We start from the raw sequence: 16,980 nt of genomic DNA, 5'->3' as shown, positions 1-16,980 counted from the left end.
TTCTCTCTTCTTCCCCCTCATTCGATACTAATCGGACGTTTAATTAACAACTGGCTGAAACCAAATAAATATAGGACCTTTAGCTTAAAATCATTGAGAAGAATGTCGGGAACTGGCAGCTCCTTTTATGAAAAGGAACGTAAAGAACCGACTGAACCTGTCCTTCGCCAGCACGTAGTCCAACCACTTACTTTAGATTCCTTCACCACTTTAAAGGGCCGGGGGACTGTCCCCACCTGGTCTGTATCTGTGAAAAGTGTCAAGATATAAAAGAAAATGACGATGGAAATTACCTGTATTTTTGGGAAAAACCGCTATAATTTTCTAGGTGATGTAAATTGAGGGGGAAATCGAATGAATTTAAAAAAGATTAGTAGTATTTTAGCGCTATCGTCAGGAATATTATTGTTGGGCGGTGTTAATGCAAAAGCCGCATCGTCTTATGACTCTTTTAAGGAACAACTTGTTAAAGAAAAAGCACACGTTCAAGTAGAAAAAGTAAATGGGTTTGAACATTCAAAACTTGAAAGATTGTTAAAATCACATCAATCTAGGGATTTATTAAAATCACAAAATTCACGCGTAACAAAATCACAAAAATTTAATAATGGCTATTCAACTCAAGATCTTACTGGCAATAGTATTTATGAAGTTGAACCGAATGACTTTGTTACCGAAGCAGATTATCTACCACAAGGGGATATAATTCTAGGTACATTTTATCATCAATATGACCTTGATACCTTTGCTATTGAGATTCCTCAAAGTGCTACAATTGCCATCTCCGGGTTAATGTCTACTAATTCATTATCTAATATTGGATTTGTTCTCACAGATGAATTTGATAATATGATTGATCCTGTTGCAGCACAATTTGATGACCATCAAATGACAGCAGGGTATAGTCTATCAAGAGGTGTTTACTTTATTCGTGCTCTTAACATCGGGGAGTATGTTACGAACGATGTATATGGTTTAGCGTGGGATTATATTGATCAAACACCTACACCAGATGTTACACCACCACCTGCCCCACAAGTTAATCGTTTTGACGATAATGATACACTCTTAAAAGGTAAAGCAGAGCCAAATTCTACAGTTGAAGTTTCCTTGAATGATATAGTTGTTGGAACTGGAATAACAAACCCAAGTGGTGCTTTTGAAGCAAACCTACCTTCTACATATTCAGTTGGCACAGTTTTCAATGTTACTGCAACTGATCAAGCAGGTAATATAAGTGCTGTAACAAGTGTTACTGTTGTTAGTTCTATTCTAAATGGGTGGATTGTCGAGAACGGTAAAACCTATCATTATACTAATGGAGCAAAAGATAAAGGGTGGTACGATGACGCTGGCAAATGGTTTTTCCTTGATAAACAAACAGGCGTAAAGAAAACTGGTTGGGTATCTGATGGTGGTAAGTGGTACTATCTAAATTCTTATGGTGTTATGCAAACGGGCTGGATTTATGACGGAGCGTGGTATTATTTAAATAGCAACGGCTCTATGAAAACAGGATGGCTTAAAGATGGTGGGAGTTGGTATTACCTAAAATCATCTGGGGCAATGGCAAAAGGTTGGATTCAAGTCGGTACAAAATGGTACTATCTCTATAATAATGGAAAAATGGCACACAGTACGTGGATTGGTAAATATAAAATAGGTGCAGATGGTGCGTGGATTAGGTAGGTTAATTGAATCATTTATGGAGAGTGGCTAAGTTGGTCACTCTTTTTATATAAACACAGATTGTGATTCCAGTGGCTCAAAAAAATTCCTCGTTGAAAAAAAGTCCTGCAGAACCACCTCTTGGAAAAGGCCAATTACATAACTTTCGTTTTTCATAATTAATCAATTTTGTGTTATATCTCCCCAAAAAAACTGAAATCCTAGATCTTCGTAAAATGATTTGATCCGTTAAGGCACTGGGTTCATGACATGAACCGTTCCCGAGAATCCCGGACCTTTTTTCCACATACAAAAGAATTTGGTATTATTTTTCCAGCATTTCCATTATTATATAATTATAGAAACATGGTTAAGTTCCCAATAGGTTAAAAATATTTTAGTAGGAGCTAGGAATGATGAAAAAAAATGGATTATTAATCTTATTGGATGGGTATTTATTATTTTTCTAACAGTAATTAAATTTTACTTTTCTTCACAATTTTCATTTATAACTACTGGTATCGGTGGATTAGTCTGCATAATCATTGCAGGCTCTTTAATATTTTATAAGCCTAAATACCAAAAACACTAAAACACAGAACGCCACCTAAAAAGCCACCAGAACCGTCACCCTGGCACCCTGGCCATTTCCATCACAAAAGGCATAAAAAGTTTGTCGATCATCTTTCTGCGATTTTCGTTCCCATTCCACAACATAATAGTTATTTTTCTCTATTCGACTTCTTCCCGTTTCTTCCCCCTAATTCACTAGTAATCAAACGTTTAGTTAAAAGAAGGATAAACACTTGTTATCTATGGTTTCTTGTATTGAAAATAATGAGAAGATTGTCGAGATATACTCCATTATCACAAAACTGAACCAACACAATCTTCCCCTTGGTCTTACTCGTCTAAATGCATGTTTTACTCGTTAAAATTCCCATTTACTCGTCGAATCCTAATTTTACTCGTCAATATTCCATTTTGCTCGCCAATCACACAATCACATTCACAACACCACTAGGAATCTTGGAACCCTCTCCTTGGCCTCCCATTGGCCCTGGAATTATCTCACTTTTAAATGAGAGCGGTTAAATTTTTTAGATTTTCCTTAAACCTGTTCGAGAAAACTCCTTTACTCAGCCAATCACCCAATTTGAAGTTAAAGTGGCACGAGGTTCTTGATGAAAATCCTCGTTTTCAACCTCAATGAGATCCGCATGACGGTAGAACATAGTTGGTTCATGCATTCGATCACTTGCTCTTCTGCCTACGAACGATAATTCGAGTTTCTCTGCTTCTTCATCAACTCCACCTTTAGCATATAAACGAATAATAGAGTCTGGAAGAACACTATTAAAAAGACGTAATCTTAAACAGCTATCTTTAGGGACTGTAAATAAATCGGAGGATTCCGTTCTTTCAGTTGTTGAGTTTGGTGGACAAATGTCTGCAAAAATTTGCACCCTAAAATCTTTGGAAGTTGGATTTTTAATTGTTATAGCAACCTCGTCTGGAGGATCGCCAACGGGATCGCCTGTTATTTTCCTAGGAACCAGCATCGGTCCTGTTGTAAGAATTTTTGACATGGTTTATCACCTCTTTCTTATTGGCATTACTATATTGGATGTAACAAAGGGACCGTTTGCAAGGGACAAACCCCTTTTTTTAAAACTATTTCTCATTCCTTCAACGGAATGCATAAAACCCGAATCTAAGACTCTTAAAAGTAGGAACAAAAACCTTAACCGATAATGTTATTTTTCTTTAATAATCGAAGAGCAGTTTGGATATCAGACACATTCAGGATGAAAGAATTCACCCCCGTATACGTAGCAAACACTACGACATGCTGGAACAAAGTTTGAAGAGTTTCGCCTAAGATTCCTGGTGTTCCAGGGTTTCCAATCAACTGGATGACCTTCTCCTGGTCGTAATGTATACCTAATGAGCGAAGAACATCCTGTGCAACCAGGTTAGCTTTGGAACTATTTGAATTGTCAGGTCCGACAACAAATCGGACAAAGTTAACATTCCTCATATTAATCTTTGTTATGGTAAAAGCGGCTATAGTTACGCCACCAGCTGCGATATTTTTTAAAATGGTGTTGAGTACTTCATCGTTCGCATAAAAAGAAAATTCCTGTCTTAACGTCACCGTTAACTTTTTAGACTTGCTGTCCAAAGCCTTCACTTCCCTTTCCACTAAACTACAATAGGTTATTCGCATACCACAAGGACGGTTCTAGTGGCCTTTCAGCGAACAAACTCGTGAAAGCGGGTTATGGCGTTCGAAACCAGATGGCAGCGATGTGGAGCTTCTTGCTTGGGGATTGCGCAACCATTCCCGATTGTCCATGAAAAAACTATGCATCAATTACTCCTGCAAGAATACATGTTAGAGATGGCACCAATCTCGATCCTATACAAACAAAACACCTAAGGTGCACAGGCACCACCCGAATGTTGTTGAGGGAGTCTGTATGTGGGAGGGGAGTATATTGAAGTTGGTACAAAGAGGCGTACGTTTTTTTCTGAAAGATCATGATGTATCGGTTGGGGATTATCCAAGAAACGCAAGAATGATGCTGGGGAGTCTTTTAGGAGCCTTTGCGGCCATTTTACAGTCGGCTGGGTTAATTGGCGGTTTCGGTTATGCGTTTAGCATGATGGCTACCGGGCCGATTGTGCTGGCTACGATCATTTCTGCTCAGTTTGGACTGCTTACGTATGTAGTCACCGCCATCTTACTCCTGATCATCCAGCCCTCAGAAGTTTTGGTCTTTCTGTTTACAACCGGTCTATTAGGGGTTGCATTAGGGCTCGGATTCAAATGGGCCACACGGAAAATTACCGTTACCCTGGCGGGAGGCCTGGCATTAACCGTAGGAATCCTTTTGCTGCTCTTTATATTCCACTTTCCAATACTGGGTCCTTCCCTTTCAAGTGATATTAACGTTATAGCCATCCTCGCTATAGCAGGTTTCAGCATAGTCTATAGTTGGATATGGATGAGAGTGAGCCTCGCAGGCATACGACAACTAAACAAAAGAGTAATGAGAATCCACAGGGACGGTTCTGGTAGATCTTCATAGAATCTAAACCAGTAAAAACCAAAGGGACGTTTTCCTGGCACATTAAAACTTCTCAATGAAAAAAAGCCACCAGAACCGTCCCCTTGGTCCCTGGTCCCAATATGCTATAATATGGAGGCTAAATGAAAGATCGAGGTGACCATTCTTGGCAATACATGTTGTACTATATCAACCAGAAATTCCGGCTAATACGGCCAATATCGCACTGACTTGTGCCGGAACCGATACAGCCTTGCATTTAATCCGACCGCTCGGCTTTTCAACAGACGATGAAATGATCAAACGATCAGGGTTAGACTTCTGGGAGTCTGTAAACATCACATATTATGACTCATTGGATGACTTTTTTTCGAAAAATAAAGGTGAGTTTTACTATATTGAGACGTTCGGTGAAAAAGCACACTCAGCCTTTGATTTCAGTGATACTACAAAGGACCATTATTTTATGTTCGGAAAAGAGACAACAGGTCTACCAAAAGATTTACTAAAAAAAAATCAAGACCACTTCTTGCGAATACCAATGAACCAACATATACGTTCACTAAACCTTTCAAATACAGCTGCTATATTGGTCTATGAGGCCTTGCGCCAGCAGGGATTTCCCAATTTAATCTAAAGAGGGACAGTCCCCCGCTGCGTTAAAGCGCCGGGGGACTGTCCCCATCTTTGCCCATGCAAAAAACATTTCTAATATGAAAAACTACTTATAATAAAAATGATAGACATAATCTTTGTTTCCTGAAGGAGTACTTAAGTTTATTCTGCCCACATAGTAACCAGGCTCTTTGGGCAACATTACTGTCTCGAGAAATTCCTCCTTCATATCCTTGACAATTAATTTTATTTCACCTGGTCCCAGACTCTTGCCATCTTTTGTATAGCCGCCGCTAACTCTCCTTCTCACTCCACCGGCAGGGCCAGACTTGTCTTCGAGTTCCCCAGAGGGTTCGATATTTTTTATAGTTAGAACAGCCTCTTTATTAAATGAAGCCGCTGTTTTTCCTTTCAACGCTTCTTCCTCTGTTACAGTTTCACAAGAACTTGGACCTATTTCCGCCTTTTTTTCCTTATTGGATCCCTTTTTACACTGACCATATTCATATATTTCTAGCTGTCGCTCACCTACACGAACAATAGGAATATACTTCAAGTGTGCCAAGTCCCTTTCCTTCTCTTTCTTTTCCAACACCTGTTTATAACCTAAAAAAACTACCAATGCTGCTATACCTACTATTACCACAAACAAAAAATATTTTTTCATAAGTCCCCCTATATCATTTGATTAAAGTTACAAATTCTCTACAAATTGGCCTTCAACAAATAGAAGAGAAATATTCCTCATGATGAAAAGCTGGTCTTAGTTGTTTTACTCATTCTATTTTTTTATATAATAAAATCCTTACTTCCTGCTTAGAGTAAGGATTTCATACAAACTAATGTATCTGTTATTCTACTAAAGCTCACTTAGTTGAATATGAAAAATGACCTTACGACTTGGTTGTTTTAACTTTATTTAATATTACAGAAACAGCAATGGCTATACTTGCATTTAGCATTCCAAATATAGAACCATAAAAAATAGCTGCTTCACGATCATTGCTAAAGAAAAACGTTACAAAGAGATATAAACAATACAAAAATACTACTACTCCAAAAATAGATAAGAATTTACTCATTGCTACACCATCCGTTTCAATATAACTTCTATTTACTAATAGATTATTCGACAAAAGGAAAAATTACCCTTTTTAATTGGTGTAAAAAACTACTTTTTCTTATAAAACCAAGGGAACCAGAGGGACGGTTCTCATGGCTCCTATTAGCAACCTTGATGAAAAACACCAAAACCGTCCCTAGGGTGCAGCGGAAGAAGGTTTACCAATTTAAATATCGAATAAATTAATGAAAGGGATTGTTGCTCAAAGAAACTGGAGGATGGGTTTTGACTAGAAAGAAAATGGTATATCTTAATTTATTTACTGCTGTAACAATATTGCTAATTTACATAATTAGTCTAATAACCAAAACTAATTTAATTCCAATTTGGTTACCTTTTATATCATTAACAATAATAATTGCTGGATTTAATAATGCGTTGTATAAAGGGCAATCGAAGTATATAGGCTTCATTTTATTAAGTTTAGGTATCATACTAATACTTATTTCTTTTTCTTTATTAAGGGGATGATGTTGTTTGTTCGAAACAGAAAGATGTATTATAAGTACCCTTCGAACAGCGGATTTTTCAGATGTGAAAAAATTATATATAAATGAGGACGTAAGAAAATATCTCGGTGGGATACGCCAGGCTGCTTCCATTGAAGATGTATTAGCCGAAATGCTGCATTCAGGTGATGATTCCTTTTACTGGGTGATCCGAAAAAAACACACCGATAATTTCATTGGTATGGTGTCCCTTACCCCCCACCATGATGGCGTTTACTATGAGGTGTCCTATCAGTTATTACCCATTTGGTGGGGAGCTGGTTATGCAACGGAAGTCGTTCAAGTGGTTATCAATTTTGCTTTAAATGAATTAAAACTACCAAAAGTCATTGCCGAAACACAAACCGCTAACATATCCTCTTGCAGGCTTCTAGAAAAATTAGGGATGAAATTAGAAGGAACGATTATCAGATTTGGAGCCGAGCAAGCCATTTATTCTATCAAGTCATCTTACTAAGGGTAAACCATTGGGACGGTTCTCATGGCTCTAATTCTAATATCAACCTTGAGGTAAAAAACCACCAGAAACTGTCCCTATGGTCCCACTCTGCACTAACGAATAAGGGGTTTCCAACAAAATCAATTAGAAAGCCCAATTCCCTTTACGGAAGATTGGCTCACGTGTACCATCAGGTAATTCACCATCAATATCCATATCCGCACAACCAATCATGAAATCAACATGAGTTATGCTCGAATTAAGTTCTACTTCCACACGCTGCTCCTTCGTCATTTTCTCTCCACCTTCAATACAGTTAGGGAAACCGAATCCTAATGCTAAATGGTTTGCAGCATTTTCATCAAATAATGTATTTAGGAAAAGTACGTTTGTGTTAGAAATAGGAGAATCATGTGGAACCAGGGCTATTTCACCAAGATAATGGGAGCCTTCATCTGTTTCTACCAGGTTCTTTAATACTTCTTCTCCCTTTTTAGCTGTAATTTCAACAATTCGACCATTTTCAAAAGTTAATTTGAACTCATCAATTAAATTACCTGCATAGCTAAGTGGTTTTTTACTCGAAACGAAACCATTAACACCTGAACGTAATGGCGAAGTGAATACTTCCTCAGTTGGCATATTCGCAACAAATTGAACACCATGTCGATTTTGGCTTCCACCACTTCTCCATAAATGTAGGGGATGAAGCTCAATCGTTAGATCTGTGCCTTCAGCTTTGTAATGTAACTTCTTATATTTCTTTTCATTCAAATAAGTACCCTTTTGAAGCAAGTTTTCAATATGATCTTTCCATGCATGTACAGGTTCAACTTCCCCTATACGTACTGAACTGAAGATTGCATCCCAAAGTTTGTCCAAGCTATTTGTTTCTCCTGGAAAAACCTTATTTGCCCAGCCTTGACTTGGAGCTGCGCAGATGACCCAACTAACATCATCATGCTGCTCTCGCCATTTTACCATGGCTTCTCCGCTTACTTTTTGGTAATTCGCAATACGATTGGGATCAGCTTTGGACAATAAATCCGGATCGTCGGAAACGATAAATAAAAATGCCGCATCCTTATCAATCAATTTCTCACGTTGAATTCGCTCCCATTCAGGAAACTCTGTAAAAACATCATCTGATGCTCTCAAATAGCGTGAGAGTGTGATTTCAGGATCACTATAGTCCACATACACATTTTTTGCACCCGCATTGTAAGCCTCGTGAGCGACAGCTCTAGCAAATGGAATCGTATCCACACTAGCTCTTACATAAAGGATTTGGTTCGGTTGAACGTTTAATCCCACTTTTACAACCAATTCTGCATAGCTTTTTAATTTTTCCTCAAACGTTCTCAAAAATATCCCTCCATTCATTTTTACTTTATCATGAATTCTTTGAAAAATTGTATTTTAATAATGAATCGTGGCAGCGTCCCCATCTTTTGCTCAAGCACCCGTTTACGTAAATAACCTATTAAATTTGAACATTCTCAAAGTGTTCAACTATTGGGAACGGGTCATAGAAATGATGTAGTTGCTTTTTCCATTCTTGATACTCTTTCGATTGTCTAAACCCTACTGTATGGTCATCTAATGTCTCCCACTTCACCAACAATAAATATTTCCCCTTAACTTCCATACATCGTTGCAATTCGTGAGATATGTAGCCTTTCATTGATGATATAATTTTTGATGCCTCTCGAAATGCTACCTCATATTCCCCTTCCATACCTTGCTTAACTTGTAACATTACAGCTTCTAAAATCATTTATTCCCCCCCTTTTTGAAACCACGGGGACGGTTCTCCCGGCTTATAATAACAACCTTGATAAAAAGGCCACCAGAACCGTCCCCATGGTCCTCTCCAACACGCCTCATTTTACTTAAAAAGGATGAGTGTAACTTTTACATTTTACTAGATATTTTTTCCTTCATATTTAGAAACGTAAAAGAGAATAGGATAACTCCCATCAGACCTAGACCAAATATAATACCTCCAGCTACTAAAAAGTTATTTATATAGCCTTTAAGAATAATTTGATAAGTACTTGTATCTGCCCCTCCATTACTAATTAACCAAGACTCTGCAGATGAAGTTCCAAAACTAACACTTGAAAAGATCATTACCAGCCCACATATAACTAATAGAAAACCCACAATAATTAAATTGATTATTTTTTCTTTTGACATTATAATCCTCCCCACCATAAGACAAATTTACCATAATATACTAATTATAACTGAATGCTGATTCACTGTGTTTGAAAAATAAACGAAAAAATTCCGCCTAAATTGGGAAATACCCATATTTCCTTAAAAATAAAGGAAGTTTTTCCGTTTATTTTATTTAAACCTTTGGATTTCGACCTATTTAGAGCAGTTAATCGGAATTTTTCCGCTTATATCTACTTCTTAAGCTTCCTGTTTATACATTAGCCGGAAATTATCCGCCTATGAATTCCCAAACCTACACGAAAATCAAAAAGCTAAAATCAGAAGATTTATCACGTTATGAATCTACTATTGAAAAAATGATGGTGCCGCATTCGGTAAGTTGGAAAACGCAGTAAAAGAATTTGTAGACCATATTTCTGAAAACTTAATTGGTTTGGCACAATAAAAAAGCACTGCAAACAGGTAATTTATATATCTGTTCGCAGTGTTTTTTAATTTAAGTTCTGAATTAACTGAAACCGCTCATCATTTCGTTAAGACCAATCAACGCCACTCCAAGAGGATTGTAACTTTCGCAACAGAACAATTTGGCCGACATGATATGTATCGTGCATCATGATATTGCTAAGTAAACGCTCAATAGAGTAACTGTTAGCTGCATACGGAGCTGTTAACTTTTCATCGTCAAGGTCCGCAATGACCGTTTTTAATTTATTCATGACTTCATGAAGGCGCTGCACTGTCTGGGACCAACCAATTTCGTCTTCTCGATCCCCTGGATTTCCAAAGGTTTCTTCATTGCTTTCTGCTTTATGCGGATTCTCTGTGCCCTTAATTCGATGGATTACATCTTCATTCCAAAATATCAAGTGGTTGACAATCTGCCAAATCGAATTGCTGTTTCCCGAACTTGTCCATGCTGCCTCAGCTGCGGTGACTCCCTGGAGCGCCTGATCCATGGATGCAAACCACTCATTCTCATAGCAATGCATGTCGAGTTGTTCTAAAAACATTTTGGCTACACCTTGCATAAAACCACTCTCCTCACTGTTTAGTGTAAACTATCAAAATCTTAGTATAGTAACAGCCAGTCATACGCATCAAAATCATCTTTATTTGCTACTGTCGACCATATAGCGAAAAAATGTTCTCAATGAAATCCTCAAAAAATTATTTTCAGAATACAACAAAACCAAATTCACTATAACTTATTCGAATCATCCAGTTTAAATTCCTTCTTATGTATCTGACTACAATATTTATTGTCTTTAGTAATGTTCGCTTCTTTTTATATGATTAAAGCAGGTTTCCTCATTTTCAGTAATTACAGGAATGCTCCCTGTTAGCGAAACAAAAAAAAGCGACTAATCTAATTGACCAATCGCTACCCAAGACAGCTCGTGCTCTACAATTTAAATTATTTTTTTAAAACTGGAATCCAAATTTCGCACTTCACAGTTGGTGAAGTTAAATCTTTGGTTTTGATCGACAAGATTTCGGGTCCTTCTGTTACCTGATAATTGGAAGATGGAAACCACTCTGAATAAATCCTTCCCCACGTTTCCTGTAGCGTACTAGGAAATGGTCCCGTTGATTCAAATATCGCCCATGTTAAGGCAGGAACTTCAAGTTTTGAAAAGTTTTCAGGGCATTCTTGTGTTGTTGCTACTCCTATATACTGATCAAGCTCTCCTTTTTCTTCCATGCGTCCTTCAGAAAAGTTGGTAGAAGCTTGAATCATCCCTTTAGGTTCAATATTAGAGAGTTTTTTTAATTGATCTATTTTTTCCATAGTCAAGGATTTCCACATTGCTGTAATTTTCGGATTTTCTCCTTCAAAAATAATGGGAACTCTTTTCATGATACCAACTATGTTAAATGCCTCTTTTTGTTCAATTCGGTAATTCATTTCATATCCTCCTCTAATGGATAATTGAAAGGTCATTAGTGGATAGGCTTTTAATTGCTGTCCATTGTTTCTTGCTTCTGTTGGTGTTACCCCATGTAAAATTTGAAAAGCTCTAGTAAACGAGTCCGGTGAGCTGTATCCATATTTAATCGCCACATCAATTATTTTTATATGACTATTTATAAGCTCCAATGCGGCCAAGCTAAGTCGTCTACGACGGATGTATTCTGATAATGTAATACCTGCAAGAAAAGAAAACATTCTTTTAAAATGATATTCAGAACAATGAGCGATTCGTGCCACCATTTTGAAGTCTATTTCGTTAGTGAGGTTATCCTCGATATACCTCATTGCGTCATTCATGCTCTTAAGCAAATCCATTATATGACCTCCTTTCATCAATAGAATAACAGGATTTGAATGTGACCAACCGACATTATGTGCACCATTTTGTCGGTATATTCCTAGTTTTTACTATCCTGCCCTGTTAGTCGACCAAAACAATCGGGATCTATGAATTAATTACTTCCTGAGTAATGAAAATAGATAGTATGTAAAATAAATTGTCAGATTGACAACAAACAAAGAGGCAATTAAAGATAACAGATTGATTGATATAGGATTTTCCCAGGGAGAAGACATTGACATAACATAAGGGAATGGTGGGTCAAAGCTAGATAGGTCTTGATTTACAAAATGAAATGGCAAACCAAATGCAACATGTTTCAGTTCCTCAGAATTGCTTACAGTACTTTTGCTGAACAATGGTGACAGTAAAACGAAAAGGGTAGCTATTAAAAATAAAAAAAACAAGAATTTCCTCTTAATCATCCAACACAATCTCCTTTCCACTATCTTACAAATCGATTATATCATATATACAAAGAAATTCTAGGTATTTATCTAGTATCCTTCAACACCAATCTCCACAAACTTTATGTATAGATGAAAGAATAAATACATATCCGGATTCCACTATGTAATAATTTGGGTATTTTGTACATAATCAAATAAAGGATGGTGGTGTAATTTTGAAAAAGTGGTTAATATCCTTAGGTCTATCCTCACTGACAGTTATTTTTACCCTTGTGAGTACTTACCTTTACATTGGTTATCTTACCTCAAGCATTTCATTTAATTGGATGTCATACTTACCTATTTTCGGTATACTTTTTTTTATAATTCTCTACAGCTTAGTTATCCGAAGAAATTTCATAAAGAGTAAAAAAGATACAATAAGGTTCGTTTGCTCGACAATATTAACGTTTGTTATTGGTTATGGTGCAGTCTTTTTATATTTTCTTTAGTAATTAATACTATGGGACAGTTCTCCTGTTTTTTTTTACCTCAAGAACCGTCTTTTTCACCATGTTTTGACTGTTTTCCCTATAGGTTATACTATTTAAACGTTTAGTTAAAACAAGCTTATACTCAATTATAGAGCTATTTTCACAACACAAAAGACAAAAAAATTGTCGGTGAACTTTACGCGAGTTTTCGTCATATTCAACAAAATAGTCCTTATTTCTCTCTAATCGACATCTTTCACTCTAATTCCTCTACATCCGATACTAATCAAACAATTGATTAATAGAAAGATAAACCCTAGTAAACATTGGATTCTTACTTTGAAATCAACAAAAAGAATGTCGAGTTATGACAGTTGTATACCAGTTGTCCAAAGTTGCCCTGTGTTCTGACAATGTTTCACGTTTTTCTGCCTACTCTGTCCGAAGTCGCCTTTCCTTCTGACAATGTGGCTAGTTTTAGCCATTTTACCCCTTCTAAAATCCTATCAATCTTCGATAAATTCGAGGGTGCCTGGCACTTAAATTCCTATTACATTCTAAAAAGCCAGGAGTATAGCCTAAATTTAAGTATCTTCCTCTCCAATTAGGTGTTGATCACTTCTTGATGACTCTTTAAAATTACCTTTTATTAATGATTTCCTATAGAACAACCGTTAAACAAAACTCGTCACTCTTACCTATGTGCTATACTATTCAAACGATTAATTGAAAATGCTAAAAACCGCATAAACAAAGCTCTTCTCCAAGAATACGAATAAAAACTTTGTCGTAAATCTAACAATCTTTTCCCCTATCATTCTCCAATTAAGAACAATTATCTGTGAATTGCCTTATTTCTTCATTCTTCCCCCTCATTCGATACTAATCGGACGATTAATTAACAACGCGCCGAAACCAAATAAATTAAGGACCTTTAGAGTAAAATCATTGAGAAGAATGTCGAGAACTGGCAGCGCCTTTTATGAAAAGGAACTAAAAAAATGACTGAACCTGTCCTTCGCCAGCACGTAGTCTTTAAATTCCTTTACCGCTTTAACGGGACGGGGGACTGTCCCCAGGAATTATTTTGTTAAAATTAGTTTACTAATCCGCCATACCTGAATAAAAGTTAGTGTAAAGGGTAGTATACCTCTGTAAATATAAATGAGGTGATGGAAATGTCTAACATGATAAAACAAGAAGAAATGGATACATTAAGAGAGTTAATCAAAGACGTAGACACGGCCATGCTGACTACGGTAAGTGAAGAAGGGCTTGTTTCTCGTCCTATGAAAACACAAGATGTAGAATTTGATGGTGACTTATGGTTCTTCACTAAAAAAGAGACTGATAAATATGAAGAAATTTTACATGATCAAGATGTTAATGTGGCTTATGCAGGTAAATCCTATGTTTCCGTCCGTGGAAGAGCGGAAATCGTTGAGGATTTAGGTAAGAAAAAGGAATTGTGGAGCAAAGCAAATGAGAAAATTATGCAAACCTCTTATGATGATCCTAACGTTGTCTTAATAAAGGTAAATGCGGAAGCAGCCGAATATTGGGATACCGGTAATTATACGAAGAAAATCGCCTTTCTCTACAAACGCATGACAGGGCAAAGTTCTAAATCGACAGATGTTAATGAAACGGTTGAATTGAATAAATAACAGCCAAAAAGGTTGGAAGCCCAAGGGACGGTTCTCCTGGTTTTTTAGAAACTACGCAAAAGAAAAAACCATCAGAACCGTCCCCTTGGTTTTTAGTTAAAAAGGCCATAATCTTCACCATCATGCGCTTTCCATCCAGAAAGGAATAAAAAGAATGTCGGCATCCTACTCGCAATTTTCCCCTCTAATCAACAAAATACTAGTCTTTTCTCTTTAAACGACTATTTTCTTGTTGATCTCCTCTCATCCGATATTAACCAAACGTTTGATTAGAAGTAGCTAAAGTCCTTGATAACACTGCATTCTTGCTGCAATAACTGCGAAAAAACTGTCGATAACTGGCTGCATCTACTGAGAAAACTTAAACAGAAACCGTCCCCTTAGCCTCATTACTCGTCACTTTCGGAGGATTACTCGTCTAAATTTACGATTACTCGTCTATTTCTCATTTTACTCGTCAACCTTCATACTTTACTCGTCACTATCCCCATTTTACTCGCCAACTACTAAACTATATCCACTCCTCCATAAAAAACACCACAGTTTCAATAACTGCGGTGGGAGAAAATAATATATCTTTTAATATTACGAAACCACAGAGGTACGATTCTCTAGGCCCACAAAAGAAACCACCAGAACGTCCCCTAGGCACTTCTACACTTCTATCTAATTTTTTTTAAGACCGTTTACGAGAATCCAATCCCTCCACAGCATCCACAATATCCTTCGCAGTCAATTTATAGAATTCCTTTAAGTATTCTGTCTTGCCGACCTGACCAAATTGCTCTTTCACCCCAATTCGGCACATTTGGGTTGGGCAATGCTCACTCAGAACTTCTGCTACCGCACTGCCTAGCCCCCCGATCACATTGTGATTCTCTGCCGTGACAACCGCTTTTGTTTCTTTTGCATATTTCACAATCAAATCTATGTCAATCGGTTTGATAGAGTACATATCTATAACGGTAGCCGCTATTCCTTGGGATTCTAGTAGATCGGCAGCTCGGAGTGATTCAGCCACCATGATGCCACTAGCAATAATGGTGACATCCCCACCCTCACGTAAAACCTTGCCTTTTCCAACCTCAAATACCTCACCCTCCTCATAAATCCTCACCGCCTGTTTGCGGATGGTACGGATGTAATGGATGCCGTACTGTTTTTCAACCATACGCAGCAAATATCTGAGCATCGTCCCGTCACTCGCTTCAAATACATGCGCCCTTGGAATGAGGCGTACAAGCCCTAAATCCTCAAAAGCCATGTGGGTTCCTCCGTTATGCTCAGCTGTTACACCCGCATCTGACCCTAAAATCTTGATATTGAGCCTAGCATAGCCACCTGAAACAAACAGCTGGTCAAAGGCGCGCCGAGTGGCAAACTGGGCAAAAGTATGCACGAATGGGATTTTTCCAGTTAGAGCCAATCCTGCTGCAACTCCCATCATATTCGCTTCCATAATCCCGCAATTAATCAATTGCTTTGGAATCTGCTTGATAATTTTATTCGTCGAAATAGCGCTCATTAAATCGGCTTCTAAGGCAATGACATCGGGATTATTTCTAGCCAACTCCAGAAGCGTATTGGCATACACTTGACGCATTTCCAATGGGTCGAGTTCATACGATTGAGAGGATGTTTGAGTCATCACATCACAGCCCTTCCTAGTTTCTTTTCTAATTGGGAAATGGTTGCTACAATCGCTTCTTCATCCTCCTGTGTTGGGCGGATGTGGTGATTATCCGCCTTCTCTTCTAAATAAGGAACTCCTTGGCCCTTAACCGTATCTAAGATAATGGCTACAGGCTGATTACTTTGCGCTTTCCCTTTTTCAAAGGCTTCATAGATTTCAGCTACCGACGCACCGTTTACCTTTAATGTATAAAAACCAAATGCACTCATTTTTGCCACCAAATCTAACGGGTCTATGATATCCTTCGTTAAGCCGTCAAGCTGCTTTTTATTGTCATCCACTAACACAAACAGCCTATGTAATTTGTGGTGGGCTGCAAATTGAAAAGCTTCCCAGCATTGACCCTCATTTAACTCCCCGTCCCCCACAATACAATATGTAAAATTCTTCCTCTCTGATAACTTATGGGACAGGGCTACGCCAACAGCAGCAGAAATCCCTTGTCCTAACGATCCTGTGGTCATATCAACACCGGGTGTTAAATTTCGGTCGGGATGAGAAGGAAGGCTGGTTCCATTTTGGTTGAGGGTATAAAGAATTTCTTTGGGGAAAAATCCTTTTAAGGACAATGCGGCGTAATAAGCAGGTCCGCCGTGTCCCTTAGATAAAATAAAGTAATCTCGCTCTTCCCAATTTGGATTTTTGGGATCAACCTTCATGACTTCTCCATACAACACCGCTAATGCTTCAGTGATGGATAAGCTGCCTCCGTAATGACCAAAACCTAAATGATGCAGCTCCTTTAACGTCATTAAGCGAATTTCATCTCTAAAGATTTCAAGACCTTGATAATGAATACTCATGAAAAAA

The 16,980-nt window shown here is 37.7% G+C and carries 17 protein-coding genes; 5 read left to right on the top strand and 12 right to left on the bottom strand.

Translation table 11 applies throughout. From position 1 onward, the window contains the following. The first annotated feature begins 408 nt into the window (after positions 1-408). A complete protein-coding gene (locus QFZ87_RS04460; protein WP_309858232.1) occupies positions 409-1,689 on the top strand; it encodes an Ig-like domain-containing protein in 1,281 nt (426 codons plus the stop codon). Between the two features lie 1,118 nt (positions 1,690-2,807). Here QFZ87_RS04460 and QFZ87_RS04455 read toward each other — a convergent pair. Then, complete coding sequence (locus tag QFZ87_RS04455) at positions 2,808-3,257, bottom strand: hypothetical protein (protein WP_309858229.1); 450 nt, start codon at positions 3,255-3,257, stop codon at positions 2,808-2,810. 155 nt (positions 3,258-3,412) lie between these two features. Then, entirely contained in the window at positions 3,413-3,853 is a 441-nt protein-coding gene (locus QFZ87_RS04450) for a hypothetical protein (RefSeq protein WP_309858226.1), read from the bottom strand. Positions 3,854-4,169: 316 nt separating this feature from the next. Here QFZ87_RS04450 and QFZ87_RS04445 point away from each other — a divergent pair, with 316 nt between their 5' ends. Together QFZ87_RS04445 and trmL are read left to right on the top strand one after the other, a co-directional pair. Beyond that, a complete protein-coding gene (locus tag QFZ87_RS04445) occupies positions 4,170-4,763 on the top strand; it encodes a hypothetical protein (RefSeq protein WP_309858225.1) in 594 nt (197 codons plus the stop codon). A gap of 145 nt (positions 4,764-4,908) precedes the next feature. Next, positions 4,909-5,379 (top strand): tRNA (uridine(34)/cytosine(34)/5-carboxymethylaminomethyluridine(34)-2'-O)-methyltransferase TrmL, encoded by a 471-nt coding sequence (trmL, locus tag QFZ87_RS04440; protein WP_309858222.1) that lies wholly within the window; start codon positions 4,909-4,911, stop codon positions 5,377-5,379. An 84-nt stretch (positions 5,380-5,463) separates the two neighbouring features. Here the strand turns inward: trmL and QFZ87_RS04435 are convergent, their stop codons facing one another. The 3 genes from QFZ87_RS04435 to QFZ87_RS04425 all read right to left on the bottom strand — a co-directional run bounded on the left by QFZ87_RS04435 (position 5,464) and on the right by QFZ87_RS04425 (position 6,893). Next, a complete protein-coding gene (locus QFZ87_RS04435; RefSeq protein WP_309858219.1) occupies positions 5,464-6,024 on the bottom strand; it encodes a hypothetical protein in 561 nt (186 codons plus the stop codon). Between the two features lie 226 nt (positions 6,025-6,250). After that, on the bottom strand, positions 6,251-6,493 hold the full coding sequence (locus QFZ87_RS04430; protein ID WP_309858216.1) for a hypothetical protein: 243 nt from the start codon (positions 6,491-6,493) through the stop codon (positions 6,251-6,253). A gap of 271 nt (positions 6,494-6,764) precedes the next feature. Continuing rightward, positions 6,765-6,893 carry a hypothetical protein gene (locus QFZ87_RS04425; RefSeq protein ID WP_309858213.1) on the bottom strand — a complete coding sequence of 43 codons (129 nt, stop codon included), beginning with the start codon at positions 6,891-6,893 and terminating at the stop codon, positions 6,765-6,767. Positions 6,894-6,957: 64 nt separating this feature from the next. Here QFZ87_RS04425 and QFZ87_RS04420 point away from each other — a divergent pair, with 64 nt between their 5' ends. Continuing rightward, the gene (locus QFZ87_RS04420) at positions 6,958-7,446 is read left to right on the top strand and encodes a GNAT family N-acetyltransferase (RefSeq protein WP_309858211.1); all 489 of its coding nucleotides are present in this window, start codon (positions 6,958-6,960) and stop codon (positions 7,444-7,446) included. Between the two features lie 126 nt (positions 7,447-7,572). Here QFZ87_RS04420 and QFZ87_RS04415 read toward each other — a convergent pair whose 3' ends face one another. The 5 genes from QFZ87_RS04415 to QFZ87_RS04395 all read right to left on the bottom strand — a co-directional run bounded on the left by QFZ87_RS04415 (position 7,573) and on the right by QFZ87_RS04395 (position 11,902). After that, on the bottom strand, positions 7,573-8,793 hold the full coding sequence (locus QFZ87_RS04415; RefSeq protein WP_309858210.1) for an aminopeptidase: 1,221 nt from the start codon (positions 8,791-8,793) through the stop codon (positions 7,573-7,575). A 118-nt stretch (positions 8,794-8,911) separates the two neighbouring features. Then, positions 8,912-9,205 (bottom strand): antibiotic biosynthesis monooxygenase family protein, encoded by a 294-nt coding sequence (locus QFZ87_RS04410; protein WP_309858207.1) that lies wholly within the window; start codon positions 9,203-9,205, stop codon positions 8,912-8,914. A gap of 137 nt (positions 9,206-9,342) precedes the next feature. Next, positions 9,343-9,627, bottom strand: coding sequence for a hypothetical protein (locus QFZ87_RS04405; RefSeq protein WP_309858204.1), 285 nt, complete (start codon positions 9,625-9,627; stop codon positions 9,343-9,345). Between the two features lie 518 nt (positions 9,628-10,145). Next, the gene (locus QFZ87_RS04400; protein ID WP_309858200.1) at positions 10,146-10,643 is read right to left on the bottom strand and encodes a DinB family protein; all 498 of its coding nucleotides are present in this window, start codon (positions 10,641-10,643) and stop codon (positions 10,146-10,148) included. A gap of 386 nt (positions 10,644-11,029) precedes the next feature. Continuing rightward, complete coding sequence (locus tag QFZ87_RS04395; protein WP_309858197.1) at positions 11,030-11,902, bottom strand: AraC family transcriptional regulator; 873 nt, start codon at positions 11,900-11,902, stop codon at positions 11,030-11,032. 2,086 nt (positions 11,903-13,988) lie between these two features. Between QFZ87_RS04395 and QFZ87_RS04390 the strand changes: the two genes are divergently transcribed. Further along, positions 13,989-14,477 carry a pyridoxamine 5'-phosphate oxidase family protein gene (locus QFZ87_RS04390; RefSeq protein WP_309858194.1) on the top strand — a complete coding sequence of 163 codons (489 nt, stop codon included), beginning with the start codon at positions 13,989-13,991 and terminating at the stop codon, positions 14,475-14,477. A 676-nt stretch (positions 14,478-15,153) separates the two neighbouring features. On the opposite strand, the gene QFZ87_RS04385 is transcribed toward QFZ87_RS04390, so the two are convergent. Next, positions 15,154-16,125 (bottom strand): transketolase family protein, encoded by a 972-nt coding sequence (locus tag QFZ87_RS04385; protein ID WP_309858192.1) that lies wholly within the window; start codon positions 16,123-16,125, stop codon positions 15,154-15,156. Continuing rightward, a complete protein-coding gene (locus QFZ87_RS04380; RefSeq protein WP_309858189.1) occupies positions 16,125-16,973 on the bottom strand; it encodes a transketolase in 849 nt (282 codons plus the stop codon). Before QFZ87_RS04380 ends, QFZ87_RS04385 begins: the two co-directional genes overlap by 1 nt. Positions 16,974-16,980: the final 7 nt, after the last annotated feature.

The organism is Bacillus sp. SLBN-46 (assembly GCF_031453555.1).
Taxonomy (GTDB): Bacteria; Bacillota; Bacilli; order Bacillales; family Cytobacillaceae; genus Neobacillus.
The sequence above is the reverse complement of the archived record's forward strand: the minus strand, read 5'-3'. Positions and strand labels throughout refer to the sequence as shown.

What these genes read in the sequence shown, in the direction of transcription:
- QFZ87_RS04455 (WP_309858229.1), bottom strand. Translation starts at nt 3,257, where the DNA reads ATGTCAAAAATTCTTACAACAGGACCGATGCTGGTTCCTAGGAAAATA.
- QFZ87_RS04435 (WP_309858219.1), bottom strand. Translation starts at nt 6,024, where the DNA reads ATGAAAAAATATTTTTTGTTTGTGGTAATAGTAGGTATAGCAGCATTG.
- QFZ87_RS04425 (WP_309858213.1), bottom strand. Translation starts at nt 6,893, where the DNA reads ATGAAGCCTATATACTTCGATTGCCCTTTATACAACGCATTATTAAAT.
- QFZ87_RS04410 (WP_309858207.1), bottom strand. Translation starts at nt 9,205, where the DNA reads ATGATTTTAGAAGCTGTAATGTTACAAGTTAAGCAAGGTATGGAAGGG.
- QFZ87_RS04405 (WP_309858204.1), bottom strand. Translation starts at nt 9,627, where the DNA reads ATGTCAAAAGAAAAAATAATCAATTTAATTATTGTGGGTTTTCTATTA.
- QFZ87_RS04400 (WP_309858200.1), bottom strand. Translation starts at nt 10,643, where the DNA reads ATGCAAGGTGTAGCCAAAATGTTTTTAGAACAACTCGACATGCATTGC.
- QFZ87_RS04395 (WP_309858197.1), bottom strand. Translation starts at nt 11,902, where the DNA reads ATGGATTTGCTTAAGAGCATGAATGACGCAATGAGGTATATCGAGGAT.
- QFZ87_RS04390 (WP_309858194.1), top strand. Translation starts at nt 13,989, where the DNA reads ATGTCTAACATGATAAAACAAGAAGAAATGGATACATTAAGAGAGTTA.
- QFZ87_RS04385 (WP_309858192.1), bottom strand. Translation starts at nt 16,125, where the DNA reads ATGACTCAAACATCCTCTCAATCGTATGAACTCGACCCATTGGAAATG.
- QFZ87_RS04380 (WP_309858189.1), bottom strand. Translation starts at nt 16,973, where the DNA reads ATGAGTATTCATTATCAAGGTCTTGAAATCTTTAGAGATGAAATTCGC.